The following is a 24,742-nucleotide window of genomic DNA, read 5'->3' on the forward strand; positions in this document are numbered from 1 at the left end:
CCTCTACAAAGCTCGACATCTGATAGAGAACTTTTTTGCCAAGATCAAGCAGTATCGGGCAATTGCCACACGCTACGATAAACGAGCCGTCAATTTTCTAGGAGCTATTTACCTAGCAGCCTCTGTTATATGGCTTAATTGATGACACGCCCTAGGGTAGCTTGTCTATTGTTTAAGCCTTGAATAACCACACGCATTATGAAACGGCGACCATGATTACTTCGTCTCCCCTCAATAGCTGCTGTCATTGGTAAAGCTCCACTTAGCTGTTGGACAATATGCCGTGCGCCAATGCGTCGTCCTTCCGCTGTCTCAGTTCTGTAGCCAAGTTCCTTGAAGGCTATCCACTTGCCTTGATTGCCAGGATTTTGAGGGTTCATTGAGTAGTGCTCAAATTTAGCGGGGTCAATGAGTGCTTTGTCTGCGTAAGGCAGCGCACCTCCTGTTTCCCAATCTTGTTCCATTCTTTCTTAGAGATACTGCATCTGAACGTGCCGTTTAGGGTGACAATAGACCACTGAGGGTTTAGTATCGCAGCCTTCCCAAAATGGGTGACGCGGCTGCTGAATAACGTATAGGCATAGAGATGGAAACCAACCGAATTCAACCTGTTCGGGGCATGAGTGATGTTCTGCCCGATACCTGCGCCGCGTATCGGGCTGTCGAAACAGAGCTGCATCAATGCTTTGAGCAATTTGGCTATCGGCCTATTAACGTGCCGCTGGTGGAGCATACTGAGCTGTATTTGCGAAAGTCGGGTGAAGCAATTGTCACCCGAATGTACGATTTCGTTTATCAAAATCGGCGGCTTTGCCTGCGGCCTGAGATGACCGCTTCTATCATTCGGGCCTATGTTGAGCATCTAGAAGAGCAAACCCCGCTGCCTGTGCGACTCTACTACGGTGGCTCCGTGTTTCGCTATGAGCGTCCGCAGCGGGAGCGCTATCGGCAGTTCTCACAGGTGGGCGTGGAGTTGTTGGGATCGGCAGGTCCGATGGCTGATGCAGAGGTGATTTGGACGGCTTGTCGAGGATTGAACCAGCTTGGTCTGAAGAACTATCGAGTGGTTATCGGTCACATTGGGGTTCTGTCAAAATTTTTAGAAGGACTGCAGTTAGGCAGTCGGCTGCAAAATCTGCTGCTGGCCAGTACTGATCTGCTGCGCTCTGAAAACGGTCGGCAAAAGGTTGCGCAGACACTACAGGAAATCTATCCAGACTATCGACCTACAGACGGTTCTTCTACGGCGACGCCTGAACAGGAAGGTCAGCTCGATAAGCTTGTTACGCTGTTTCAGCACTTGAATGATGCAGATGCTAAAGCTGCCATTCTGGAACTGTTAGGGAGCTTGAATGTAGATCTTAAAGGTAGTCGTAGTCCCGAAGAAATTGCGTCGCGGCTGCTTGAAAAGATTCATCGGCAAAACCGTATTCCCCTCATTGATAAAGCGCTAGAGTTCATGACAGAGCTATCGGCGCTGGAGGGAGAACCCTTTGAGGTTCTAGAAAAGGGCAAAGAACTGTTGCCGCGCTACGGGATTGACACAGCTCCTCTGGAAGAACTCCGGTCTATTGTTGAGGTGCTGAAGCTTTACGATCTCGACTGGAGTCAGGTCAGTTTAGATTTGGGTCTTAGCCGTGGTCTGCAGTATTACACCGGCACTATTTTTGAAATTCACCATGCCTCGCTCGGTGGGGAGCGCCAGATTTGCGGGGGCGGTCGCTACGATGAGTTGGTAACGACACTCGGTGGTAACCGCAGTACGCCTGCTACAGGCTTCTCTTTTGGTTTAGAGCGTGTTTGCGTCGCCCTTGAAAGTGAGGGCCATTTCAATGTCGGCAGTCATCTGCGCTTTGATGCCTTTGTGATTGTTCTAGATGCTGCGCAACATGGTTATGCAATATCCGTCGCTGAGCAACTTCGCAATCAGGGCCTGAAGATTGAGCTAGCGATTCGAGATCGCACCGTCTCCAAAAACTTCCAGTACGCTGAAAAACAAAGCTTCCCGTTCGTGATTGTGGTGGGGGCTGATGAACAGGCGCAGTCTGCGGTCACCCTGCGAACCAAGGCTGAACAAGAAGGCCAGCGATTCACGGTTGATGAGGCCGCCCAGCAAATTTTGAGATTTAGAACAGAGGCTGTTTTATGAGCGATCGCAAAGTCCGCCTAGCGCTCCCCAGCAAAGGAGCCTTGGGCAAGCTGACGATGGATTTACTCGCCAACATTGGTCTCAAGGTCAATCGTCCCAACGACCGACAGTACGTGGCGACCATTCCCGCAGTGCCTGAAATTGAGGTTTTGTTTCAGCGAGCCGCAGACATTTTTGTCAAAGTCCATGAAGGCAGTGCCGATTTAGGTGTGACTGGTTACGATGTCGTCTCCGAAGAAGATCCTGGCGATGGTACCGTGATTACGGCTTACGAAACCCTTGGGTATGGTAAGTGTGAGGTGGTCTTAGCGGTCCCCAATAGCTGGATTGATGTTACCTCCATCGAAGATCTCGCGGAATTAACGCTGTTGTGGAAAGCCCAAGGCAAACCTTTGCGGATCGTAACCAAGTATAAGAATCTCACCAAGAAGCTGTTGTTTGATCGAAACATCACCAACTTTGTTTTGGTGGATGCCAATGGTGCCCTAGAGGCGGCGCCCAATATGGGTTATGCCGATATGATCTCGGATGTCACCAGTACGGGTACCACCCTGCGGGAAAATAACCTCAAGCAGGTGGCCGGAGGCAATATTCTCAAGTCTCAAGCCTGTCTGATTGCCAATCGCAAGGCGTTGCAGTCGGATACAGCACTGGCGATTACGCAGCAGATTTTAGAACGGATAGAAGCGAATCAAGAGGCTAAAAAATATACATCGATCACCGCCAATGTGCGGGCTGGTTCAATGGATGAGGTGGGGGCGTTACTTACCAGCCGTGAACAGCTTGATCAGCTCACGGGACAGCGTGGACCTACGATCTCCAAGGTATACACCAATGGGAGCGGCAGTAACGACTGGTATGCCGTCACTGTTGTTGTACAGCAGGAGCATCTGTTTCAGGCTGTCCAGCATCTGCGTCAGGTGGAAGGACAGGACATTACCGTGTCGCCGCCTCGATATATCTTTGGTCCCAGCAGCAAAAGTGGCGAGACGTTGCTCCAGCGATTAAAGTCTTGAAAAGTTCTGAGAGAAGTCTTGTGGTTGACGGCGAAGTATCTTAGATCCCCCTAAATCCCCCTTAAGAAGGGGGACTTAAAGTCTATTCCCCCCTTCTTAAGGGGGGCTAGTGGGGATCATCCGATGCGTAACATCCTCACTACCCCCTCTGTAAAACAATTTCAATAACGCCGCAGTTTTATACATAGAAGAAATGGCTAAGTCAGACCGAATTAACTACACCCTCCCCAGCGGATTTGATATTGAACTGCTTCCTGGAGAAAAGCGCCTGGAACAGCACTGGCTAGACACCATTCGCCAAGTGTACGAACGCTATGGGTTCACCCCCATTGAAACGCCAGCGGTGGAGCGGATAGAACTCCTGCAGGCGAAGGGGAATCAGGGCGACAACATTATTTATGCCATCACCCCGGTTCTACCGCCTCAGATGCAGGTGGAGGGTGATAAAGGCAAGGACTCTCGGGCGCTGAAGTTTGACCAAACGGTGCCCCTGGCGGCCTACGTGGCTCGGAATCGCAATGAGCTGGTCTTTCCCTTCGCCCGCTACCAAATGGACATGGTGTTTCGCGGGGAGCGCGCTAAAACGGGTCGCTACCGGCAGTTTCGGCAGTGCGATATTGATGTGGTGGGGCGAGGATCCCTTAATCTGCTCTACGATGCTCAGATGCCTGCGATCATTGCGGAAATCTTTTCGGCGCTCCAGATCGGGGATTTCTTGATTCGGATTAATAACCGCAAGGTCCTGACGGGCTTTTTTGAGGCATTGGGGGTTGAAGCCGATCAGATTAAGGGCTGCATCAAGATTATTGACATGCTGGAAAAGATTGGCGTGGCGAAGGTCAAGGATCAGCTTCTGGGAATTGGGGTGCTGGAGGAGAGTTGCGATCGCATGATCACCTTCACTCAGATCCAAGGCTCCGTTGATGAAGTCTTAGCTCAGCTCCAGCAAACCGCCACAGAACTTAACCAGCCCGAAACCTTCGTCGTGGGTATCAAAGAGTTAGATGAAGTCATCCAAAACGTTCGCCTGCTGCAGGTGCCAGAGACTCAGTTCTGTATTGATCTATCGATTGCGCGGGGCTTAGATTACTACACCGGCACCGTCTACGAAACAACGCTTTTGGGCTACGAAAGCCTCGGCAGCATTTGCTCAGGTGGACGCTACGAAGAATTAGTGGGCATGTTTGCCCAAGAAACAATGCCGGGTGTGGGTCTGTCTATTGGCCTAACGCGGCTGATGCGAAAGCTACTGGATGCTGACATTATTCAGCCTCTAGCAGCCAGCCCTGCCCAAGTAATGATCGTTAACATGCAGCAGGAATTGATGCCGGTCTACTTTGAAATCTCTCAACGGCTGCGGCAGGCGGGGATCAAAGTTTTAACCGGATTTGAAAAGAAAGGCATTGGTAAACAGCTTGATCGAGCCGACAAGTTGGGTATCCCGCTGTGCATTATTATTGGGTCGAATGAGCACGAGGCTCAGATCTGTCGCGTCAAGGTCATGGAAACGGGAGAACAGCTCGATATTCCCCTCTCTGATCTCGTGCCTCAGATCCGGCAACTGTTAGAGAGGTAACCCTGACAATGAGTAAAGTGGGTGCGGGTATCTGTCAATTCCAAACGAAGGCCAAGTGGTCACTTCAGACTTTGGCGGGCGTGAGTCTGATTCTATGTTTGACTGGCTGTGACACTCAGCTCCAAGATTTGGCACGTCGCCCCGTTCCTAAGCCTAAAGAATCGGGTCTGACCAAGGCGACCCCTGTTCCTACGCCGGTTTTGACAAAGCTCAAGGTGACGGTTTCTTCGATTTCCGATCTCAAGGTCAAAGAAGGCGCTTCAGTGGTTAAGGGGCAGGTGATTGCTGAACCGACTGATGCAAAGCAACGCATCAGTCAGCGGCGTCAGGCAATTCAGCAACAGCTCGCTCAGCTAAACTCCTTAGCGCTAGAGCCACGACTGTCTCAGGTTACGGCCCCACAAGTGAGTGCTGAGGGGGTTGAGCGTGCGAAGGTGCGGCTTAATGCGGCAGAAGCAGCACTCGCTCAGTATCGGAAGGACTCTCCCTATACTGATTTCGCTTTGCAGAACCTCCCGCTCCCGGAAGAGCAGGTTAAGCTGGAACGGCTTCAGGGCGAGATTCAGGCGGCAAAAGCTGCTGTGGCAAGAGAGCAGGCAGTACTGGCTAGGATTAAGGCTAGTCCCTCTTCTAACCAAGGGCAGGGACTCTCGAATCTAAAGTCAACTCAAGCCAGTCTTGCTAAGGAGCTACAGCAGCTTGAGGCGCAGGCCAAAAACCTTAAAGTTTTTTATTCACCCTATACGGGCCTCATTAATAAAATTACGCCCCTTAAAAGTACGAACGGCAGTCTTCAATTTGAGCTTGCGATCGCAAGCCAAGCCCAGAGCCCTTCGTCGCTTCAAAATCCATTCGCTCCAACGCCGCCTCAAAATCCGTTAGATCCGACATCGCCTCAGATTCCGTCTGGGCTATCGACCCCCACTTTGCCGCTACCAACGCCGCCGGCAATCTCTCCTCAGGGTTCCGGTTCCTCTTTGCCGCCGCTCCCTCAACGAAGCCCCCTGTTGCCCAGCTCCCAGCCTCCAAACTAAACGGTAGCGTTGTCTTGATCGAGACATCGGCTACAATCCTGCTGGGGGATCGCTGAACTTTGTCAAACACTTTTCCCGGTTGAGGCTGATGTGAGGTTATGACCGTCGATTGTCCGTCCAGAATCCCTCCCCGGCCATTTCTGAAGTGGGCGGGGGGTAAAAGCCGCTTGCTGGCGCAGTATCAACCCTGGTTCCCGCAGGACTATTCTCGATACTATGAGCCTTTTGTCGGGGGCGGCGCTGTGTTCTTTCATCTGCGTCCTGCATCCGCAACGCTGTCTGATATTAATCCTGAACTGGTGAATGTCTACGATTGTGTGCGATCGCAAGTCGAAGCGCTGATTCAACAGCTAGAAATACACGCTCAACATCACGGTCACGAATACTACTATCAAATGCGGGCTGCAGACCAAGGTTCATCGATTGAACGGGCTGCTCGATTTATCTACCTCAATAAAACCTGCTTCAACGGCCTTTATCGAGAGAATTCTCAGGGCAAATTTAACGTGCCGATGGGGCGCTACAAAAAACCAACGATTTGTAACCCCGAGCTTCTCAGATCGGCTTCTATGACTCTGCAGGCTGCTCAGGTTTATCTAAGACCCTTTTCTGAAATTTTGCAGCACGCCACAACATCTCAAGACTTTGTGTACTTTGATCCGCCCTACCATCCTCTCAGCACCACCAGTGACTTTACCGCCTATTCTCGGGGCGCATTTACGGCTCAAGATCAGGTGCAGCTTCGAGATGTGTTTGTGATCTTGGCTGAGCGGGGTGTGCGCGTGATGCTCTCTAATTCAGACTGTGACTTTATCCGTGATCTCTACCAAGGTTTTCCGATTCGCACCATTCAAGCCGCGCGAGCGATCAACTCTAACCCAGCCAAACGGGGCAAAATTTCTGAAGTACTGGTGATGTCAAGTTAGTCCATCTCTGTGGGCTGGTCCGCGCTCCCTGCAGATATTCTTTACCATGAACAAGAGTCACCCAAGAATCTGTAATGCACCTAACCTATCTCGATAGCAATAGCTGGCTGATTGAACTGGCGAGCAAAAAAATATTATTAGACCCTTGGTTAGTCGGTCCCCTCGTGTTTGGTAATCAGCCTTGGTTCTTTAAAGCAGAGCACACCACACCACGCCCGATTCCAGATGATATTGATCTGATTTTGCTTTCGCAGGGGCTACCGGATCATGCTCATCCTCCTACGCTTAAAGCGCTGGATCATGACATCCCGGTCGTGGCATCACCAAACGCGGCCAAGCTCGTGAAAGAAATGGGCTATCGCCAGGTCACAGCGCTCGATCACGGTGAAACGTTTTCTGAGAATGGGGTCAAAGTTCAGGCATTCCCCGGCTCTCCCATTGGTCCGCTGCTGGTGGAAAATGCGTTTGTGGTCACTGATTTGACGAGTCAGGCAAGCTTGTATTACGAACCTCATGGCTTCCATTCTGAGGCCGTACAGGCCGTCAAGCATGTGGACGTGATTATTACGCCACTGATCAACTTAAGCCTGCCGCTCCTAGGGCCGTTTATCAAAGGTGGGGAAAGCGCGTTAGACGTGGTCAAATGGCTGCAGCCCGAGTTTATTCTGTCAACGGCTGCCGGTGGCGATATTAAATACGAAGGCATCCTCGACAAAATTCTGAAAATGGACGGGGACGTGGAAGACTTTCGCAAGCTACTCGCCGACAGCGACTGTGAAACTCAGATCCTTGATCCAGAACCTGGTCAGCGATTCGAAGTCCCGTTGACGGTCTCTGCTGCCGCTTAGGTATCACAGCTTGGAGGCTGATGAGCTGTGCCTATGACTTCAGGGCTGGGCTCAAACCGTACAGTTTCCCCTGATCGGGAGCAAGATCAGGAAGATTCTGCAGCGCCTGATCCCATTCCTGGTGATTCTCTAGAGCCTTAATCACCATAGGCAAAGGCTCTGCCAAAATGCCGTCAAAATCAACTTCTCCTGCAAGCGTTGTTGCGTAAGCGAGCTGTTCTTGAGGTGGCGTAAATTGTGCGTTGATACCCTCTCGATTGCCTCTTGGATCGAGGCGATACCAACCGAATGCTTCTAGATACACGGCATTGAAGCCGTGTAGACAGTAAGGAGTACCCTGATCGTTAAGGCTCAATCTCTGATAGCAAAAGCCTGCGGGGATGTTATTGGCCCTCAAAAGGGCGGCAAGAAGATGGCTCTTGGCAAAGCAGTAGCCGGTCCTGTGCTTGAGAACGTCTGATGCACAGCAGGTGACTGGATTCATCTGAGCATCAACGCTGTGGGCGATCTGATCACGGACCCATTCAAAGCAGAGTTTGGCAAGACGTTCCGTTTGACCGGATTCTGAGACTACGTTTTGCCCAGATTGTGACGCGGTGACTGCTGATTGTTGCGCGAATTCAATCTGCTGAGCACGCTCTAAAACGGCTGGGTGCTTCCAGTCAATGACCGGGCTAGCTTGAAGATACTCGTTCATGATTAAGCAGATTCTCAGTCAGATACTTTAGTGTGGGCTACAGGTGAAGAATGGAACATTCCGTTCACTGGTAATCACACCATAACTTTTGCAGGAAGAGGCCGATGAACAAGGTAAAACAACTGAAGGCTTTAGGAATGGGGATGAGTCTGCCGTTTTGGGGTGCGATGGCTTTTAGCCTGCCTTCGGCAATTGCAGTCCTTTCTCCGTCTGCCGCACAATCTCTCCAGTTAGCGGATGGGACTGTTTCCTTTGCTCAAGCTCCCCAACTGCTTAAAGCCTCCACGCCTCACATTGGCGCCGCATTTCGAGGCGCTGACTACTACTTTACTTTCCGCATCCCTGAAGATGCCGGTGAACCTCTACAGCAGCTTACCTTTGCCCAACGCAAAGGATTGGAGCAAATTGACTTTCGGCTAGGTCCCACCCGTGCCTATCCCTCTCGACAGCGCAAACAATCAATTGCCCTAGTCGCCACAACTGACGCTCAACAGCAGACTACTGTTCGTTTTGATGAACCTATTTTGCCTGGGGAAACGATCACTATAAGTTTAAAGGCTAAGCGCAATCCTAATTTAGGAGGTGTTTACCTCTTTGGAGTGACAGCATTTCCTGCGGGAGAGAAAGCGCAGGGGCAGTTTTTGGGGTACGGGCGTCTCCACTTTTTTAGAGCAGGCGGTGGTGGTAGAGGCTAAACGCCAAAAATAGGTTCTTTGATCAAAAATTTGGAAGTTGTTTGAGCCGTTTTGTGGTTTATAGAAAAGCCTTTTGTGATCTCCCGAATTTTCTTTTTAAGAAAGAATTTAAGTCTGCTTCCGTTCTTTCAAGAAGAGCCACTCCTCGATATGCAAGGTTTCACGAAGCTTGCTAAATGTTTTGGCGGGGTGGTTGATCTCACTGTGCTGAATATCAGGGTGGTCTTCTTTTTAGGAACACTCTTAGGCAAGATTCCCTTTATTTCCCTTTACGGTTGAAATGAGTGGACTGTCTTTCCCCTTTTTTTTATGGGACAGGTACTGACATTGGGAAAAACGTCGTGTACTGTGTCAATGGGTAATGCTTGTGCATGATCACCTCTTGCTCAAGATCAGCGCTGGAAATAAATTAAATTTGAGTTTGTTGCAATCTTTGTCGTCACTGCACTGTCTCAATGCTGATGCTTATTTTTAGTTCTTTAGAGAGTAAGTTCAAGGCGCAGTGATTTGCGACAAATCGCTTGAATCTGATAGCTGATCTACTCAAGTACCGATAGCGTACCCTGTTCTATCTCAGAACTATTTGGGGGCTAAGTTAAGTCAACCCTTCTTATTTTGAGGTATGGAATTTCACTGTGACTGTTTCCCCGCTGCTGAGGAAGAAGCGCATGTCAATGCTAAATTTCAATGGACCCTGATATATTTCTTGTTCATATTGGCGCATGCAACGTTGCGCATTCACCCATTATTCACCCCCAGGGAGGTAACCATTACGTAGGCGAGTTTGTCTCATGGCTCTGTCCATTGGGATTGAGAGTAAATCCTTCCTACTGAATAGCGCTGTTAGGGGTGTCATATGCCTGCTACAGCAAATGAGGCACTGTTCCCACTCAAGAGACTGAATTTGAAATGATGAAGTTTTCCTGCTTTTGTGGTCTTTTAAACGTGATTCAGTTTTAGAAACGCTCATTCTGGGTTATATAGACTCTAAAACTTACATATTCTTCGATTTCTGCCGTCAGTTGCTCTCTTGCGTAATTCATCATGATCAAAAATATACCCATATTTAATTTGCTGAGTATTGGCCATCGTGGTGTTGGGAAGTCAGTTTTTTTGGCAGGTACCTATGCTGATGTCCGCTCAGGTCGACAGGCAGACTCGGGCTATATCCGGTTTGAGGGTGCTAATGATCAAACTCAGGCACAGCTTGAGGAACTTCTGGACTATATGGAGCAGACGGGGCAATATCCGCCACCTACCCTAAAGATGACTGACTTTACCTTCAGGGGTACGCCGCGCCGCCGTCACGATCAAACGCTATGTGAATTCCGCTGGGCTGACGTTCCAGGTGAAATCTGCCGCCCCACCCATCCTGATTTTGAGGCAATGTTGCTCAACTCCCACGGGTGCTGCATGTTTATTGATGCTGTCGCCCTTGTCCAGGATCTGAACTATCCAACGCAGCTAGACGAGATGGCTCAGCAGGCAGAAGCGATGGCTTCTTTGGCGGCTCAAAGCGGTTTGAAGTATCTTTTCGCCCTGATTTTGACGAAGTGTGATTTGCTGCCTGCTGGTTCTGCGAACTTGATCGACATTGAGCAAAGGTTGCGACCGCTCACGACTCGCTTAGATGCAGCCCGTGCCGTTTACCGTCAGTTCTACTCCTCTGTCTCGATTATTTCTTCTGGAAAGACTTCGGTGGCGGTGGCTAGGAATACGTCTGCCCCTATTTCTTGGATGCTCTCGGAACTATATAGTGCGTCTCGAACTCGAACCCTCTTAAAGCTAGGCAATGGCTGTGAAAAGGCGCTACTGAAGACCCAGCTTCCTCCGCTTTTGGGGCAGTCAGCCAATCTCATGCCGAAAGCACTGGCGGCTTTTGGGATTGCGGCTGTGGGCATGGGACTTTGGTTGGGGGGCAGTCAACTGCAGTTCCAGGCTGGGCAAGCACAGTCCTCTCCTTTGCAAGAACAGGCGTCATTGGAGGTTAGGAGGTATGAAAAAGCTTTAAAGAAGAATGCACAAGATGGTGAGGCGTTGCTGAGGCTGGTGGACCTGCATCGAGAGCAGGAGCAGTATGAGTCTGCCGTGGGCTATTTAGAACGGCTCATTGCCCTTCAGCCGGGTAACTTCAATCTTTATTTCTCGAAGGCAGATCTCTACGCGGCGATGAATCGTAAGGATAAGGAGGAGGCCGCCTATGATCAAGTACTGGCCCAGCAGAACGATAACGTCACGGCACTGACGAATAAGGCGATTCTCCGCAGCACTCAGGGTGATGTAGAGACTGCACGTACGTTGTTTGCTAAGGCGGAGGCGAATGCTCCTGACGGGAAGCTGAGGCAAACGATCCAGGCTGTGGCAAATGATATGCTAAATCCCAGCGACCAATAGGAAAACAGTGTCTCTCTGCATGCAAGAGACTCTCGATTATGAGGCTGGTTCCCTACCATACTTTTACGTTGCAAACGGATTCTCCGCAGTCCTTGGTTTTCCAACGTCTTCAGGAGCAAGTGGAGCCAGTAAAGCTTTTGCGTTTGCTCTTGCGCGATCATGCCCCCTATCAAGGGGTGGTGTCTGAAGAGAGTTTTAAAATCCATCGGATTATTCACTATCGCAATTCGTTCTTACCCGTTATTCGAGGACGCTTTGAAGAACAGGGTGACATGACTCTCGTCCATGTGACGATGAGCTTTCATCCTGTTGTATCTTTGTTTCTAGGGGTATGGCTGCTCTTCTGGTATGGGTTTACGGTGCCGATTGCGATCGCAAATCTGACCACGAATCTATTCCCGACCGGAATCGGACTCGTCTTTCTTGGGATGCCTCTCCTCTTTCTGATGATTGCCTGGTTCGCATTTTGGGGTGAAGCTAATCGCAGCCAGCGTGACCTAGAAAAGTTTCTGTTGGCAAGTGTATGATCACTAATCAAAAAACATCCCATTCATAGCCAAGAATCTTGATCTCCTCTTCACAAATCTGAAGAGGAAAACTGGCGGAATTCTTTAAATAATGAAGTTAATAAATCTATGTCGTTAGGTATATCTGGTAGAGGGCGGCTTGGGTCTGCCTTTGGATTTTGAAATGTCTTTGGAATCAGTAAAAACTCTATTTCTCTAAAAGGTGTGTAAGGCGCTGGCATTTCATCTCTAAAACTAACTTCACCCTCACTATATGGGCCTGGTATTCCAAAGCAGCGGAAAAAACGCTCATCATTAATAAACTTCAGTTGTAATCCGCCTAATCATCCTTCGAACTCTCTTAATACATTGAAAAGCTTGCGCCACTTTGCACTGCTTATATGAGCAACCGTTGAGGAAGCTATTTTTTATCTAGATGTCTTTGTCTTTGTTCTTTCACGTTGCAAAAGCTGTTTTAGTCCAAGCTAATGTGTAAGACGAAAGTCATTGCTATTCAAGCGCTATCTGTATGCGAGAAATCGTTCGCTGATTCTCCTCAGGCGAACCAACGGTAATGCGAAGACCGCCCCCAGTGTGGCGAATCGAGGTGCCCTGACGCTTGAGATCTTGAGCCAGTTTAGCCGTCGCTTCTGCTGAAGAGGCTCGCAAATAGATAAAGTTAGCCGCGCTGGGCCAAAGCTGTAGGCTCGGGAACTGAGCCAGGGCCTGATAAAGACGATCTCGCTCTGAGATTGCTTCAGGAATGTTCTGCAGTAGTTCTTGCCGTTGAGACATTGCCAGTTCCGCAGCAGCCAAAGACATTGCCGGTAGATTGTACGGGAGCCGTACTTTTTCTAAAACGTTGGTGAGTTTAGGTGTTGCGATCGCATATCCCACCCGATGCGCTGCCAATCGAAAAGCCTTAGAGAAGGTTCGCAGAATGATCCAGTTCGTGCGATGCTGCACCTCTGCCACCAACGTCTGCTGCGAAAACTCAAAATAGGCTTCATCTACCACTACCAGAATCTCTTCCGGCAGACTTTTTAACCACTCGATCTCTGTCGTCGTGAGTGGATTCCCGGTCGGAGAGTTGGGATGCACGACGAACACAGTGCGAATCGGAGCGTTGATTGGTGTTGAAACTGTAGCCTGAGCTGCTTCTAGATCCATTGAAAAATCATCATGGCGATCAACCGTCACCACCGGGATGCCTAACGTTTGGGCCAAAATGCCGTACATCGAAAAGGTAGGAGCGGCCACCAATATAGAACCCTGCCCTCCCAGGCAAGTCGCAATCAGCAACGAGCGAATTAGCTCATCAGACCCGTTCCCCACGGAAATCGCGTCTGCTGAGCAAGAGAGTGCGCTCGTTTCACTGACGTAGGCAGCAATGGCTTGCTTGAGGGCTAAGTGACCACCATCTGGATATCGGTTAGCTGAAATCTGTTGCTGATAGTTCCAGGCTAGCTTCTCCTTAAGAGGCTCTGGCAGATCGTAGGGACACTCGTTGGTGTCTAACTGATCCACTTGAGCGGGCTGTTCCGCCGATTCAGGATGAGGTGTATAGGCCGTGAGTTGAGCGAGATCTGAACGAATAAACGGCAGCATAGCCCTAAACCTGTTTGTTAATATTTCTTAGTAACCCTAGGCCACTCACAATTATGTTGCTGCAGCCCCATCAGCGTACCAAACTCGACGAGACTCAGGACGATTTATTCTACGACTATCCTCGCTTTGTGACCCATGTTGATGATCGGTTCATTGAACAACTGACGCAGCTATATTGCGATCGCATCCCCACAAACGCTCGCGTCCTGGATTTAATGAGCAGTTGGGTCTCTCACCTGCCGAAAGACGTCACCTACAGCCATGTCGAAGGTCACGGCCTCAACGCTGAGGAATTGGCCAAAAATCCGCAATTAGATCACTACTTTGTGCAAAATCTCAACGAGAATCCGAAGCTACCGCTAGCAGACCAGAGCTTTGACGCTGTTCTGATTGCCGTATCGGTGCAGTATCTTCAGTATCCTGAAGCCGTGTTTAGTGAAATTCATCGAGTTTTGACGGTTGGGGGCGCTGCCATTGTTAGCTTCTCCAACCGAATGTTTCCTAACAAAGCCATTCAGGCATGGCGGGAATCAGGCGATCAAGAGCATCTGCAGATGGTCAAAACCTACTTCGAATCCATTAAGGGCTTCGGTTCTCCAGAAGCCATCGTCAATCGACCGGAAGAGAACGCTATTCTGGCCCTATTTAATATTGGGACAAGCGATCCCTTCCTTGCTGTCACTGCCACAAAAGCAGCATAGAAATTTAAAAGGTAGGGCTGAGAAATACAGCCCTACCTTTCATTCTTGATGGTTTCTATCTTGCGTAGCGATGCCTTTCGGATCGATTAGATGATCTTAATATCGCTGTTCGTGAGATTCGCACGGTTTAAGAAGGTGGCAATTAGGGTTTGACCCTGACCACCGCTGCCATCGGCATCGAAGAACAATCTGCCATTACCTTGATTGTAGATGAACCGATCATTACCGTCGCTTGCCCCTGTGCCCAGAACAAATGCACTGGCAGCCAACCCTCCGGTCGCTAGTCCTCCGAAACCACTGGCAACAACTTGAACAGTGTCATCCGCGACTGAAAAGCCTTCAATGATGTCTGGGCCTTCTGTCGCAGAGTTAAACCGAATGGTGTCAGCTCCTGCTCCTCCCGCAATCACATCACGTCCCCGTCCACCGACGAGTAGGTCATTATCTAGACCACCTTTAAGGGTGTCATTGTTGCTGCCGCCGTAGAGCGAATCATCGCCCGTGCAGCCCAGAAGTGAGTCATTACCTGCGTCACCAAAGATGAGATCGCCACCGCTGGATTCATTGCCGCCAATTAAAGTGTCGTTGCCAAAACTCCCGCGCAGCAGGTCAGAGCCATTGCCCCCGAAGAGGGAATCGCTACCGCTTCCACCCTTCAATTCATCATTGCCGTTGCCGCCGTTTAGACTGTCCGCGCCACTGGCACCATCTAGCGTATCGTTCCCGTCGCCGCTCCAGAGACGGTCATTGCCGTCTCCCCCGAACAGCAAGCTGCTACCGCTGCCATCGCCGACAAAGTCGTCCCCAGTGCCGCCGTAAAGCGTATCTTTACCTGCGCCTCCCCAGAGTGAGTCGTTGCCTGCTTTACCCCAGAGCACGTCGTTGCCATCGCCACCATTTAAGGTGTCATTGTCATCGCCACCATCTAAGGTGTCATTGCCCTTGCCGCCGTAGAGGTTATCCTTACCGCTACCGGCGATCAGAAGATCCTTGTCGTCGCCTCCATCAAGGGTGTCGTTGCCGATACCGCCATAAAGAGAATCGTCCCCTGTGCAGCCTAGTAGACTATCGTTACCTGCCTCACCATAGACTCGGTCACCGCCAGCAGAATCGTTACCGCCGATTAGAGTGTCATCTCCGCCGCGACCATAGAGAACATCGGCACCGTCTGCTCCAAAGAGAGAATCGTTCCCCTTGCCGCCGTCTAAGATATCGTTGCCGCTGCCTGCATTTAGGGTGTCAGCGCCATCGCCACCTTTGACCGTATCGTTACCTGCTCCACTCCAAAGACGGTCGTTGCCGTTTCCGCCAAAAAGCTTACTGCTACCGTCTCCATCATTAACGATGTCGTTTCCGTCGCCACCGTAAAGCGTATCTTTGCCTGCGCCTCCCCAGAGCGAGTCGTTGCCCGCTTCACCCCAGAGCGAGTCATTTCCTTCACCGCCATTGAGCGTATCTTTCCCCACTCCGCCCTTGAGGGTGTCGTTGCCCTTGCCACCGAACAACATGTCATTGCCTTGTTCACCAGAGAGAAAGTCTCGATCATCTCCTCCATCTAAGGTGTCATTGTCACGACCGCCGTACAGTGAGTCATCCCCTGTACACCCCAACAAGCTGTCGTTACCCGCTCTACCAAAAACACGGTCACCACCACTGGAGTCATTTCCGCCAATGAGCCGATCATTCCCGCCACGGCCATCTAGGAGATCAGCTCCGTCTGCACCACCAAATAGAGTATCCTTCCCATTTCCCCCCGTGAGCGTATCCTTACCAGCCGTTCCATTGGTTCTAGGCATAATTTACCTCCACTCACAAAATTTACATATCGATCAAACTAGAGAGCTACTTGCCCTGAGTTCTTAGCTTCTGTCAAATTCTGACAAAACTTCACTAAATTTATAATTAAGGCCGTGAAGGACTGGTGAATTTTTCTCTGCTCAATTTTTATATATTGAGACAAAATGTTTGAACTTTAGAAAAGTAAAGGCTTTTTGTTGAGGTCGCCTACTTTGATTTGTGCTCAGCACCAATAAAAATTAGGGCGGTATTTGATTTGTTGCCGCTTCTAACTCTAAAAAATAAGATGCTTTGTGTTGTGCCCCAGATAGATGAATTCCTTGCATCAAAGGCTTTTTGCGCCCAGTCTGACTGTTTCGCTATGAGCTTGTTGGGTTAATTTGGATTTGGATTTGGTATTCTATATCACTTCTGATTGCTTCTGAATAGTTGCTGCCTGAATGTGTACGGGAAAATTGACAGAATTAGCAATGAAACAGAGCTGATGGGCTCGATCATGAAGCTGATCAGCTAGTAGTGCGTTAGCGCTTTGCTCAACTGTGACTTGAGGGAAAAGACGTACCTCCGCAAAGCATCCGCTGCTGTTCTTTTGAACGATCATTTTGCCGACGGCATCGTCGCAGTAGTCTGTCACGACAATGCTTGCTTCAGCGCAGAGATGGAGATACCAAAGCATGTGGCAGCTTGCCAGAGAAGCAACGAGCAATTCCTCGGGGTTGTATCGGCTGCCGTCGCCCCGAAATTGTGGATCTGATGAACCCAGAAGTGGGGGCTTGCCTTGGACCTGAACGACGTGAGCACGCTCGTAGCCAGTATAGGTTCGGGTTCCTGTGCCTAAATTACCTGTCCATTGCACACCAACCCTGTAGGAATGGCTTGTATCTGATGCTTCCATCTCTAGTGCCTCGCTAAGAATCGCTGTGCCAACAGAGCAAAAAACGCTTTAACATGGTAGACGTTGCGCTGATGCTGTGGATACGACTGATGTTTTTCGACGAATTATCACCTTTGTTTCAAGAGTTTCTGCAAAAGCCTTTGGCCTTCATGGGCGGGTTTACGTCGGGCGTTTTTCGTCTCAACCTTGCAGATGATCCGGTGAAGAGTTGGCTAGAGAAGGAAACGGGTAAGCCTGTCTCTGATACTGCTGCTTCTAATTTCGACAGCAGCAAGAATGGTGGTCCCCAGTCCATCAGTATTGACTAGTGGCTGAGCTGCGCATTGTTTCGCTGATCCCCAGCGCGACTGAAATTGTGGCAGCGCTGGGATTAGTAGATTGCCTGGTGGGGCGTTCGCACGAATGCGATGCTCCCCCTGCCGTTGAGTCTTTGCCGGTTTGTACGGCTCCTAACCTTGATCCCCAGGGCAGCAGTCGAGAGATTCATGATCGAGTTGAAGATTTACTGCAGGCAGCGCTCAGCATCTATCGGATTGATCTCGAACAGCTAGAGCAGCTACGACCGACTCACGTGATCACTCAGGCTCAATGTGATGTGTGTGCCGTTAGTCTTTCTGAGGTTGAGGATGCCGTTGCTCAACTGACGAATCATTCGCCGCAGATTATTTCGCTTCAGCCCCAAATTCTGGGAGATGTGTGGCAGGATATCCGGCGTGTTGCTGCGGCTTTAGGAGTGGATGCAACTCCTTTGCTTTCTGCGCTGCAGGCTCGCTTGGATGTCTGTCAGAATCGGACGTACGCTAGTCGTCCAGGGGTAGCCTGTATCGAGTGGACCGATCCGTTAATGGCTGCAGGTAATTGGGTGCCAGAGCTGGTCGAAATTGCGGGTGGTAAAAATTTGTTGGGGCAAACGGGGCAGCATTCTCCGTGGCTAACGTGGGATGCGCTGGTCGCGGCTAACCCTGATGTGATGGTGCTGATGCCCTGTGGTTTTGATTTGGAGCAAACTCGGAGGGCTGCTCAGGATATGATCCAGCATCCTCACTGGGGAAAGCTGAAGGCTGTGCAGGCGCAACAGGTTTTTCTGGCGGATGGTAATCAGTATTTCAATCGCCCGGGTCCGCGCCTTGTTGATTCGGCGGAGCTGCTGTGTGAAATTTTCCACCCAGAGCCGGTGTCAGTCTATGGCGGTCAGGGCTGGGAACGGCTTTAGATTTTAAGAGTAAGCTGATGAAGACGATACGATGCAAGGACTCTGGCTAGAAGATCAACGACTCCAGTTCTGTACTGATCTGCCCCAACCCCAGCCCGCAGAGGGGGAGGCTCTCGTCCGGGTGCTTTGCGCGGGCATCTGCAATACCGATTTGGAGCTACTGCGGGGCTACTACCCCTATACGGGGGTGATTGGCCATGAGTTTGTTGGGGTGGTGGAGCAGGGGCCTGCTGATCTGATCGATCAGCGAGTGGTGGGTGAAATTAATGCGGCCTGTGGTGTCTGTCACTATTGCCAAATCGGCTGCCCGACGCACTGTGAAAATCGGACGGTGCTTGGGATTATGAATCACCATGGAGCGTTTGCAGAATATTTGACGCTGCCGGCGAAGAATCTTCATTTGGTCTCGGAGGCAATTTCTACGGAGGCGGCGACGTTTACAGAACCGATTGCGGCGGCGCTAGAGATTCAGGAGCAGGTTGCAATTGAGAGATGCGATCGCATCTTAGTCGTCGGAGACGGTAAGCTGGGGCAACTCATCGCTCAAACCCTAGCGCTAACGGGCTGTAATTTGCGGGTGGTCGGTCGTCACCCCGAAAAACTGGCCCATCTCGAAGCCTTGGGAATCTCAACCACTCGCGAAGAATCTATCGAAAACCGTAGCTTTGACATCGCTGTGGACTGCACCGGCAATCCAGCAGGGTTTGAAACTGCACGCAAGGCGCTCCGCCCTCGGGGAACTCTAGTGATGAAAAGCACCTATGCTGGCAATCTCAGCCTAGATGCTTCGGCGTTAGTCGTCGATGAAATTACAGTAGTGGGATCTCGATGTGGACCCTTTTCTAAGGCGTTGAGAGTCTTAGAAAAGGGACAGGTCGATGTCCAGCCTTTGATTCATGCTCAATATCCATTGTCCGAGGGATTGATGGCGTTTAAACAGGCCCAGCAGCGCGGAACCTTGAAGGTCTTGCTGCAGATGGGCTAACTATTTCTCTTGAGACTGAAGGGGCTGAAAAAGGCTCAGCGAAATTCTTGAGCTGCCTTCAGCTCCTTCTGAATCTGGCTGTAGCTGTACAAGTAGACTGTCGCGCCCATTTTCGAATTGAACCTGACGTATAAATCCAAGTTCTGTATCGCTAGATTCATAGCCCAGTTCTGACATTTCAGTCTTATACCAATCGATCACTGTATCTTCTGGATCTGGCGAGCGAAAAGCTGCGTGAGTCGCCACTAAGCGGTCCGGCAGAATCGCCGTGGAGCTTCTCAGAACTTTCGTTAACTCTGGATCAAACTTGCTGGGCTGGTAGACGGGAATATCCCCTAGCGCTGCGACGATGTCATCTTCATTGACAGGCTTCTGAATCTCTGTGTACACCCGTTGTCCGAAATAGCCAACTCCTGCAACACAGCCCGCGAAGCCAAGCAGTACCATAACGCTGCAGCCGACAATACCCCAAACCCAAGGAGCTTGCTTTGAACGAGTGGTCGGTGGTGTTGGGGTGGGCATTGTTCTTAGATGATTAATAGCTTCAAGTCTATCGCTCGAATGTACTTGCCCGAATTAAAGGCTATACCTCGCGACAGTGTTTTCTGGAGCTGCGGGCTTGAAAGTCGTTTGCCAAAATCGACAGGCGCTACTCTAGAGATACTTTAGTAACGCTCCTGCGTACCTCTTTCGAAGAATGGAACTTTAATGCCTCTTGATGCTCCTGATAGCCGAAACCAGAACCCGACAGATGACTTGATACAGCTAGAGTCTGATCTTGAGCAGGCGATTCAGGACTTTGAGCGCATTCAATCTGATTTGGGCTACCAACATGCACAGGAGTCTTTACAGATGCTGGTGCAGAAGCTAGATCTGTCGCGGCGAGAACAGGCGGGGCTGGAGTCTGAAATTGCCAGCCTGCAGTCCATGCTGGATAAGTTGGAAAATCAGGTGGTTCATATTGCGGTGTTTGGCCTCGTTAGTCGCGGTAAGTCTTCGTTGCTGAATGCGCTGGTGGGGCAGTCTATTTTTGCGACGGGACCGACCCACGGCGTCACTCAAACCACACAGCAGGCTCGTTGGGATGTGGCTGAAAATGCTGATGGTTTAGTGCGCGTCTCTCTGGCAGGCAATGGTCGATCGCAAGTCCAGCTCATTGACACCCCCGGCATTGATGAGATTGCTGGAGAGGAACGGGAGCAACTGGCTAAAGACGTGGCTCAGCAGGCCGACCTGATTCTATTTGTGATTGCGGGTGATTTGACCAAGGTCGAGTATGAAGCGCTATCGAACCTGCGGCAGGCTAGTAAGCCGCTGCTGCTGGTGTTCAATAAGGTCGATCAGTATCCTGAGGCAGATCGACAGCTCATCTATGAAAAAATTCGTGATGACCGGGTGCGAGAACTGCTCTCCCCCGACGAGATTGTGATGGCGTCAGCTGCCCCTCTCATGGCGAAGGCCGTGACGCGAGCAGACGGTAGCCTCGGGGCTGAACTGGTGCCGGGACCGCCTCAAATTACGGATCTAAAGCTGAAGATTCTAGAAATTCTCAATCGGGAAGGTAAGGCGCTAGTGGCTCTCAATACGCTGCTCTACGCCGATGAGATTCATGAGCAGGTGGTGCAGCGGAAAATGGAAATCCGAGACCGGAGTGCCAATCAGATTATTTGGCAGAGCGTGATGACGAAAGGGGTTGCGATCGCACTGAACCCGATCACTCTGGTTGATATCCTCAGCAGTGCCGTAATTGATATCGCTATGATTCTCACCCTGTCAAAGCTCTACGGTATTTCTATGACTCAGCAGGGGGCCGTGGGCCTCTTGCGAAACATTGCGGTGGCAATGGGGGGCATCAGCGCTACTGAACTGTTGGCAACCTTTGGACTCAGTTCTCTGAAGGGAATTCTGGGCGTTGCTGCACCGGTCACGGGTGGGGCATCACTGGTACCCTATCTGTCGGTTGCGATTACTCAGGCGGCGGTGGCAGGGGTATCGTCCTACAGTATTGGGCAGGTGACCAAACAGTACCTCAGCAATGGTGCATCCTGGGGGCCGCAGGGGCCGAAGACGGTGGTGACAGAGATTCTGGAATCTCTAGATCAGACCTATATTCTCAATCGCATTAAAGCGGAGCTGCGTCAGAAACTCGATCCGATGTCACGGGCTTAGTGATTTGCCCACGGTGCTGCTGAACAGCGGCTTGGAGTCTAGGCGCTAGCCAGCTTTCGTGGTGGGGATAGACCGGCAGGCGAGGGGTTAACTCGTAGCCTGCAGTCTGCAACGTTGCCGATAGCTGCTCAAGAGAGAGATGGTGATAGTCGGGGTTGACTTCGTCGCGGGGGACGATGCCTCCTAGGTCTCTGGCTCCTGCCTTGAGGCAATTTATGAGAATATTGGGGGTCTCAATCAGGTTAGGGGGAACTTGAATCGTAATGTCGGGGGGGAGAATTTGGGTTGCGATCGCAACGACCTTAGCTAAATCCTCAGCACTAAACGCCTCACCTTCCCAGGTTTGCCGCTCTCCAGGACTATGGGGCTGCAAAATGACCTCTTGAATATGGCCCCAGCGACGATGAACGGTGGCGATTGCCTCTAGCGTCGTTCTGCGATCGGCCTCCGTTTCCCCGAGACCCAGTAGCAAGCCCGTCGTAAACGGGATTTGCAGCTCTCCAGCCCACTCTAGCTGCTGCAGACGCAGATTAGGCTCCTTACTGGGGGCGTGACGATGGACGGTCTCCAAGAGCTTAGGACTAAGCTGTTCTAGCATCAGACCCATTGAAACATTCACCGAACGCAACCGTTCCATCTCAGGGTGGCTGAGCGGTCCAGCATTGGTGTGGGGTAGAAATCCGTGGTTCAGCGCCAGTTCACAGAGCTGATAAAGATGCTCAAACCAGCCTGAACGCCGTGGACTACTAGGGTGGACTTCGCCACTGAGCAGTAAGATTTCAATGATCCCCCGTCCCGCCAACGAGTGCAGACGTTGCTCGGCATCCGCCAGCGTCAGCCATGCATCCTGGCCGGGATCGACCCGGAAGTTACAGTAGGTGCACCGATTGAAGCACTCATAGGTGGGCACGAGTGTGTAGGCAGGGCTGTAGGTAATTTGTTGTTGGGACAGGAGAGACTGGCTTGGCAAAACAAAACTTGAGTGGCGCACAGCCCCTATTGTCTCAAATAAACTCTGTCGTTGGCTACGAACAGCGGAAACTGTTCCCGCTGGCTGTGAAGAGGGATCTTTTCTTCGTGATCGCCTTCGATAATTGCGTATTTTGTTCAACTCTGTCTGCTTGAAAACAGACTTTTGTGCAGAACTCAGATTAAGCTAATAACTAACATTGATGGGGGATGGAATTAAAGGATCCTTTACACGGAAAAATTCCATGAATCGATGAGTGGGGTTGCTATCGGTAAATGCGTAAAGATTCAGCAAGGGGCGAGCTGCTCTTCTGTTGAGTTTTTTCTGAGGAAAAAAGAAATAAGGCAGTCGGCCTATCCTCATACGTTTCATCCATCGTTTTTGTACCAAGATCTCCTATGCCTGTTGAGTCTCAGCCTGTTACCTGTCCCCAGTGCGGATATGGTCGCAATGCGTCTACCGCGAAACAATGTGAGAACTGTGGTCGAAAATTGAGCCAGCCCAACCGGCTCCGCTCCATTGCTCCAGTTTTATTGGCCTATGGCGTGCTCATTGCAGGAGGATACTTCTTAGCAAAGAACATCATGCTGCCCTTGATTTTAGGTGATACTGATCGCTCAGCAGAGGTTTCATCTAGGACTGTAGACCGTCCTGAACTGACGCTTTTAGGCGATACGTTCAGCGGGTACAGTACCTTTCGCAATGGGGCTTTCCAAAGCGCCCTCGAAGAGTCGGGTACTACGCTCAACTACGAAGATGAGTTTGATCAATCGGCCCGAGCGGCGGCGCTGGGCAACGGCAAAGCTGACTTTCTAGTGACCACGCTCGATCAATTTCTACGCCACAAGCCCAAGGGCAAGATTGTTGGCATGATCGACAACACCATTGGGGCCGATGCCGCAGTATTGAACAACAAAAAGTATCCCCAGCTCAAGTCTTTGCTCGATCTCAAGAAGCTGGTGGATGAGGCGAAGGCGAAGGGCCAAAAGCCGAGTATTGTCTATGCAGTAGATACCCCCAGCGAATATTTAGCGTTGGTTCTGGATACCAAGTTCGATACGTTTAATCTGTCTGATTTTGATCTAATCGAGGTTGCCGATGCCTCTGACGCTTGGGCGGTTATGCAAGAGCCGTCTAAAAACGTTGCGATCGCAATTCTCTGGGAACCCTTTGTCACGCAGGCGCGCGAGCAGGGGTATACGGTAGTACTCTCCAGTCGAGACACGCCTAAGTCAATCGTTGATGTGTTGGTGGCCTCTGACCGCGTCATTCAATCCCAGCCAGAGCAGGTCTCCAACCTGTTAGAAACCTACTACCGCCGCATTGACACCAACATGCGCTCGGCGGCAGAACTGCAGCAGCAGATCGCTGAAGACGGCGATCTCGCGCCTGAGGATGCCGCCGCCGTTTTAGACGGGATTGATTTTTTCACAGCCGCAGAGTCTAAAACATGGATGGAGAAGGGGACGCTCACGCAGCGGATTAATGCGATCGCATCTGTGCTAGTTCTCTCAGGACAGTTAGATGCCGTGCCTGCAGAACCACAGAAATTGTATAACCCTGAGCCATTGGCTAAGGCGGCGAAAAATACACAAACCCTGATTAGCCTGATTCGAGCTGACGATCCCGAATTGGCGGCGAAGTTAGAGGGAGCTGTTGCCGGTCAGGGAAGCCCTCAAGCTGCCGTCAGCACCCGCCAAATTCAGGATGCACCGAATATTGGCAACCTGGATGTCCAGCAGGTTCGGTTCGAGTTTGCTTCAACGCAATTGGCCGACAACGGCACCCAGGTTCTGGATCAGCTGGCAGCGGAAATTTCTGAATTCAACCCAGAAACGGTGGCTGTACGGGTGATTGGTCACACCTCTAAAACTGGAGATCCTGAAACAAATAAGATCATCAGCCAGCAGCGTGCAGATGTCGTTGCTCAGTACCTAAAAAATAAAGGGCTCAAGCAAAATATTAGTGCCGAGGGCAAAGGCTTCAGCGAACCGTTGCCAAATATATCCCCAGATGATCCTCAAAATCAGCGAACTGAAATTCGGCTGGTTCGCATTGATTCTCAAACCGTTAGCTCACGATAGTGTCTTTGAGCGTTCCTGCTGCTCGACAGCGGCTAACCGTTCGCTTCAGATACAGCTCTGACTGCAATCAGGCCGCCTAAACTAGCTCCTAACAGACCCAGGCCACTGCCAAGCAGCATCCAAGGCCAGCTTTGGGTGGGCCAGATGACTCGCCAAACGGTGATCACTGCCAACACCAAGCCCACCGTTAAGTTGATGGCGCCTAAAATAAACCCGGTGCGAATAGAAATGGCCCTCCAGGTTTCAGGCCGCTGCTGCTCTATCCAATCCAAGAACCGACGCGCCAGCCAGCCGCTAGATAGAACCGCCCCCATGCCCGTGACCACCGCCAGCGTCGTTCCCTGCGAGAGGTTGACGGAACCGAGCATTGCTCCTAAACCCGCACCGATTGTCAGTGCGATCGCAACTAAAACTATCCAGGCCGTGACCACTGCTTGCCCCTTAGTGAAAATATAGACCGGCTCTATTGTCCCTCAATC

General features: G+C 50.9%; 24 protein-coding genes. 16 read left to right on the top strand and 8 right to left on the bottom strand.

Annotated features, from left to right (window positions below; translation table 11 throughout):
* Nucleotides 1-142 (top strand): transposase (locus C1752_RS14625; protein ID WP_146242350.1); only part of this gene is annotated, 142 nt, incomplete at its 5' end.
* Here the strand turns inward: C1752_RS14625 and C1752_RS14630 are convergent.
* Nucleotides 135-464, bottom strand: coding sequence for a DUF6883 domain-containing protein (locus C1752_RS14630; RefSeq protein WP_110986826.1), 330 nt, complete (start codon nucleotides 462-464; stop codon nucleotides 135-137). The two genes, C1752_RS14625 and C1752_RS14630, sit on opposite strands and share 8 nt — an antisense overlap.
* Before the next feature lie 122 nt (nucleotides 465-586).
* On the opposite strand from C1752_RS14630, the gene hisZ reads away from it, so the two are divergent.
* From hisZ to C1752_RS14660, 6 genes are all read left to right on the top strand, one after another.
* A complete protein-coding gene (hisZ, locus tag C1752_RS14635) occupies nucleotides 587-2,149 on the top strand; it encodes an ATP phosphoribosyltransferase regulatory subunit (RefSeq protein ID WP_110986827.1) in 1,563 nt (520 codons plus the stop codon).
* Nucleotides 2,146-3,165, top strand: a complete 1,020-nt coding sequence (gene hisG / locus C1752_RS14640; RefSeq protein WP_110986828.1) for an ATP phosphoribosyltransferase — start codon at nucleotides 2,146-2,148, stop codon at nucleotides 3,163-3,165. Before hisZ ends, hisG begins: the two co-directional genes overlap by 4 nt.
* A 193-nt stretch (nucleotides 3,166-3,358) precedes the next feature.
* Nucleotides 3,359-4,741, top strand: a complete 1,383-nt coding sequence (hisS, locus tag C1752_RS14645; RefSeq protein ID WP_110986829.1) for a histidine--tRNA ligase — start codon at nucleotides 3,359-3,361, stop codon at nucleotides 4,739-4,741.
* Nucleotides 4,742-4,749: 8 nt separating this feature from the next.
* Entirely contained in the window at nucleotides 4,750-5,775 is a 1,026-nt protein-coding gene (locus C1752_RS14650) for an HlyD family secretion protein (protein ID WP_110986830.1), read from the top strand.
* 98 nt (nucleotides 5,776-5,873) lie between these two features.
* Complete coding sequence (locus C1752_RS14655; RefSeq protein ID WP_110986831.1) at nucleotides 5,874-6,701, top strand: DNA adenine methylase; 828 nt, start codon at nucleotides 5,874-5,876, stop codon at nucleotides 6,699-6,701.
* Nucleotides 6,702-6,775: 74 nt separating this feature from the next.
* The gene (locus tag C1752_RS14660; RefSeq protein WP_110986832.1) at nucleotides 6,776-7,549 is read left to right on the top strand and encodes an MBL fold metallo-hydrolase; all 774 of its coding nucleotides are present in this window, start codon (nucleotides 6,776-6,778) and stop codon (nucleotides 7,547-7,549) included.
* Nucleotides 7,550-7,580: 31 nt separating this feature from the next.
* Here the strand turns inward: C1752_RS14660 and C1752_RS14665 are convergent, their stop codons facing one another.
* The gene (locus C1752_RS14665) at nucleotides 7,581-8,246 is read right to left on the bottom strand and encodes a transglutaminase-like domain-containing protein (protein WP_110986833.1); all 666 of its coding nucleotides are present in this window, start codon (nucleotides 8,244-8,246) and stop codon (nucleotides 7,581-7,583) included.
* A gap of 104 nt (nucleotides 8,247-8,350) precedes the next feature.
* Here C1752_RS14665 and C1752_RS14670 point away from each other — a divergent pair, with 104 nt between their 5' ends.
* The 3 genes from C1752_RS14670 to C1752_RS14685 all read left to right on the top strand — a co-directional run bounded on the left by C1752_RS14670 (nucleotide 8,351) and on the right by C1752_RS14685 (nucleotide 11,862).
* Nucleotides 8,351-8,941, top strand: a complete 591-nt coding sequence (locus C1752_RS14670) for a DUF2808 domain-containing protein (protein WP_233501606.1) — start codon at nucleotides 8,351-8,353, stop codon at nucleotides 8,939-8,941.
* A gap of 1,044 nt (nucleotides 8,942-9,985) precedes the next feature.
* A complete protein-coding gene (locus C1752_RS14680; protein ID WP_110986835.1) occupies nucleotides 9,986-11,335 on the top strand; it encodes a tetratricopeptide repeat protein in 1,350 nt (449 codons plus the stop codon).
* Nucleotides 11,336-11,373: 38 nt separating this feature from the next.
* Nucleotides 11,374-11,862 carry a hypothetical protein gene (locus tag C1752_RS14685; protein WP_110986836.1) on the top strand — a complete coding sequence of 163 codons (489 nt, stop codon included), beginning with the start codon at nucleotides 11,374-11,376 and terminating at the stop codon, nucleotides 11,860-11,862.
* 489 nt (nucleotides 11,863-12,351) lie between these two features.
* On the opposite strand, the gene C1752_RS14690 is transcribed toward C1752_RS14685, so the two are convergent.
* Nucleotides 12,352-13,449: a histidinol-phosphate transaminase gene (locus C1752_RS14690; RefSeq protein WP_110986837.1), complete on the bottom strand. Its 1,098-nt coding sequence runs from the start codon at nucleotides 13,447-13,449 to the stop codon at nucleotides 12,352-12,354.
* A gap of 53 nt (nucleotides 13,450-13,502) precedes the next feature.
* Here C1752_RS14690 and C1752_RS14695 point away from each other — a divergent pair, with 53 nt between their 5' ends.
* Nucleotides 13,503-14,150 (top strand): methyltransferase domain-containing protein, encoded by a 648-nt coding sequence (locus C1752_RS14695; RefSeq protein WP_110986838.1) that lies wholly within the window; start codon nucleotides 13,503-13,505, stop codon nucleotides 14,148-14,150.
* 86 nt (nucleotides 14,151-14,236) lie between these two features.
* Here C1752_RS14695 and C1752_RS14700 read toward each other — a convergent pair whose 3' ends face one another.
* Nucleotides 14,237-15,946: a calcium-binding protein gene (locus C1752_RS14700; protein ID WP_110986839.1), complete on the bottom strand. Its 1,710-nt coding sequence runs from the start codon at nucleotides 15,944-15,946 to the stop codon at nucleotides 14,237-14,239.
* 401 nt (nucleotides 15,947-16,347) lie between these two features.
* Complete coding sequence (locus C1752_RS14705; RefSeq protein ID WP_110986840.1) at nucleotides 16,348-16,842, bottom strand: OsmC family protein; 495 nt, start codon at nucleotides 16,840-16,842, stop codon at nucleotides 16,348-16,350.
* Between the two features lie 89 nt (nucleotides 16,843-16,931).
* Between C1752_RS14705 and C1752_RS14710 the strand changes: the two genes are divergently transcribed.
* The 3 genes from C1752_RS14710 to C1752_RS14720 are packed head-to-tail and all read left to right on the top strand — an operon-like array spanning nucleotide 16,932 to nucleotide 19,040.
* Nucleotides 16,932-17,150 carry a ssl0294 family protein gene (locus C1752_RS14710; protein WP_110986969.1) on the top strand — a complete coding sequence of 73 codons (219 nt, stop codon included), beginning with the start codon at nucleotides 16,932-16,934 and terminating at the stop codon, nucleotides 17,148-17,150.
* Complete coding sequence (locus C1752_RS14715) at nucleotides 17,150-18,055, top strand: cobalamin-binding protein (protein WP_110986841.1); 906 nt, start codon at nucleotides 17,150-17,152, stop codon at nucleotides 18,053-18,055. Before C1752_RS14710 ends, C1752_RS14715 begins: the two co-directional genes overlap by 1 nt.
* A gap of 31 nt (nucleotides 18,056-18,086) precedes the next feature.
* Nucleotides 18,087-19,040 carry an MDR/zinc-dependent alcohol dehydrogenase-like family protein gene (locus C1752_RS14720; RefSeq protein WP_110986842.1) on the top strand — a complete coding sequence of 318 codons (954 nt, stop codon included), beginning with the start codon at nucleotides 18,087-18,089 and terminating at the stop codon, nucleotides 19,038-19,040.
* Here the strand turns inward: C1752_RS14720 and C1752_RS14725 are convergent, their stop codons facing one another.
* Nucleotides 19,041-19,562, bottom strand: a complete 522-nt coding sequence (locus tag C1752_RS14725; protein WP_110986843.1) for a hypothetical protein — start codon at nucleotides 19,560-19,562, stop codon at nucleotides 19,041-19,043.
* A gap of 186 nt (nucleotides 19,563-19,748) precedes the next feature.
* Between C1752_RS14725 and C1752_RS14730 the strand changes: the two genes are divergently transcribed.
* Nucleotides 19,749-21,209 carry a GTP-binding protein gene (locus tag C1752_RS14730; protein WP_110986844.1) on the top strand — a complete coding sequence of 487 codons (1,461 nt, stop codon included), beginning with the start codon at nucleotides 19,749-19,751 and terminating at the stop codon, nucleotides 21,207-21,209.
* Here the strand turns inward: C1752_RS14730 and cofG are convergent.
* Nucleotides 21,163-22,200, bottom strand: coding sequence for a 7,8-didemethyl-8-hydroxy-5-deazariboflavin synthase subunit CofG (cofG, locus tag C1752_RS14735; protein ID WP_315865263.1), 1,038 nt, complete (start codon nucleotides 22,198-22,200; stop codon nucleotides 21,163-21,165). The genes C1752_RS14730 and cofG overlap by 47 nt on opposite strands.
* Nucleotides 22,201-22,577: 377 nt before the next feature.
* Between cofG and C1752_RS14740 the strand changes: the two genes are divergently transcribed.
* The gene (locus tag C1752_RS14740; protein ID WP_110986845.1) at nucleotides 22,578-24,263 is read left to right on the top strand and encodes an OmpA family protein; all 1,686 of its coding nucleotides are present in this window, start codon (nucleotides 22,578-22,580) and stop codon (nucleotides 24,261-24,263) included.
* A 32-nt stretch (nucleotides 24,264-24,295) separates the two neighbouring features.
* Here C1752_RS14740 and C1752_RS14745 read toward each other — a convergent pair whose 3' ends face one another.
* Nucleotides 24,296-24,694, bottom strand: coding sequence for a hypothetical protein (locus tag C1752_RS14745; RefSeq protein ID WP_110986846.1), 399 nt, complete (start codon nucleotides 24,692-24,694; stop codon nucleotides 24,296-24,298).
* Nucleotides 24,695-24,742: the final 48 nt, after the last annotated feature.

This window comes from Acaryochloris thomasi RCC1774, from assembly GCF_003231495.1.
Classification (GTDB): Bacteria; Cyanobacteriota; Cyanobacteriia; order Thermosynechococcales; family Thermosynechococcaceae; genus RCC1774.

Coding starts and splice junctions, on each gene's coding strand:
- C1752_RS14630 (WP_110986826.1), bottom strand. CDS start 464: ATGGAACAAGATTGGGAAACAGGAGGTGCGCTGCCTTACGCAGACAAA.
- hisZ (WP_110986827.1), top strand. CDS start 587: ATGGAAACCAACCGAATTCAACCTGTTCGGGGCATGAGTGATGTTCTG.
- hisG (WP_110986828.1), top strand. CDS start 2,146: ATGAGCGATCGCAAAGTCCGCCTAGCGCTCCCCAGCAAAGGAGCCTTG.
- hisS (WP_110986829.1), top strand. CDS start 3,359: ATGGCTAAGTCAGACCGAATTAACTACACCCTCCCCAGCGGATTTGAT.
- C1752_RS14650 (WP_110986830.1), top strand. CDS start 4,750: ATGAGTAAAGTGGGTGCGGGTATCTGTCAATTCCAAACGAAGGCCAAG.
- C1752_RS14655 (WP_110986831.1), top strand. CDS start 5,874: ATGACCGTCGATTGTCCGTCCAGAATCCCTCCCCGGCCATTTCTGAAG.
- C1752_RS14660 (WP_110986832.1), top strand. CDS start 6,776: ATGCACCTAACCTATCTCGATAGCAATAGCTGGCTGATTGAACTGGCG.
- C1752_RS14665 (WP_110986833.1), bottom strand. CDS start 8,246: ATGAACGAGTATCTTCAAGCTAGCCCGGTCATTGACTGGAAGCACCCA.
- C1752_RS14670 (WP_233501606.1), top strand. CDS start 8,351: ATGAACAAGGTAAAACAACTGAAGGCTTTAGGAATGGGGATGAGTCTG.
- C1752_RS14680 (WP_110986835.1), top strand. CDS start 9,986: ATGATCAAAAATATACCCATATTTAATTTGCTGAGTATTGGCCATCGT.
- C1752_RS14685 (WP_110986836.1), top strand. CDS start 11,374: ATGAGGCTGGTTCCCTACCATACTTTTACGTTGCAAACGGATTCTCCG.
- C1752_RS14690 (WP_110986837.1), bottom strand. CDS start 13,449: ATGCTGCCGTTTATTCGTTCAGATCTCGCTCAACTCACGGCCTATACA.
- C1752_RS14695 (WP_110986838.1), top strand. CDS start 13,503: ATGTTGCTGCAGCCCCATCAGCGTACCAAACTCGACGAGACTCAGGAC.
- C1752_RS14700 (WP_110986839.1), bottom strand. CDS start 15,946: ATGCCTAGAACCAATGGAACGGCTGGTAAGGATACGCTCACGGGGGGA.
- C1752_RS14705 (WP_110986840.1), bottom strand. CDS start 16,842: ATGGAAGCATCAGATACAAGCCATTCCTACAGGGTTGGTGTGCAATGG.
- C1752_RS14710 (WP_110986969.1), top strand. CDS start 16,932: ATGTTTTTCGACGAATTATCACCTTTGTTTCAAGAGTTTCTGCAAAAG.
- C1752_RS14720 (WP_110986842.1), top strand. CDS start 18,087: ATGCAAGGACTCTGGCTAGAAGATCAACGACTCCAGTTCTGTACTGAT.
- C1752_RS14725 (WP_110986843.1), bottom strand. CDS start 19,562: ATGCCCACCCCAACACCACCGACCACTCGTTCAAAGCAAGCTCCTTGG.
- C1752_RS14730 (WP_110986844.1), top strand. CDS start 19,749: ATGCCTCTTGATGCTCCTGATAGCCGAAACCAGAACCCGACAGATGAC.
- C1752_RS14740 (WP_110986845.1), top strand. CDS start 22,578: ATGCCTGTTGAGTCTCAGCCTGTTACCTGTCCCCAGTGCGGATATGGT.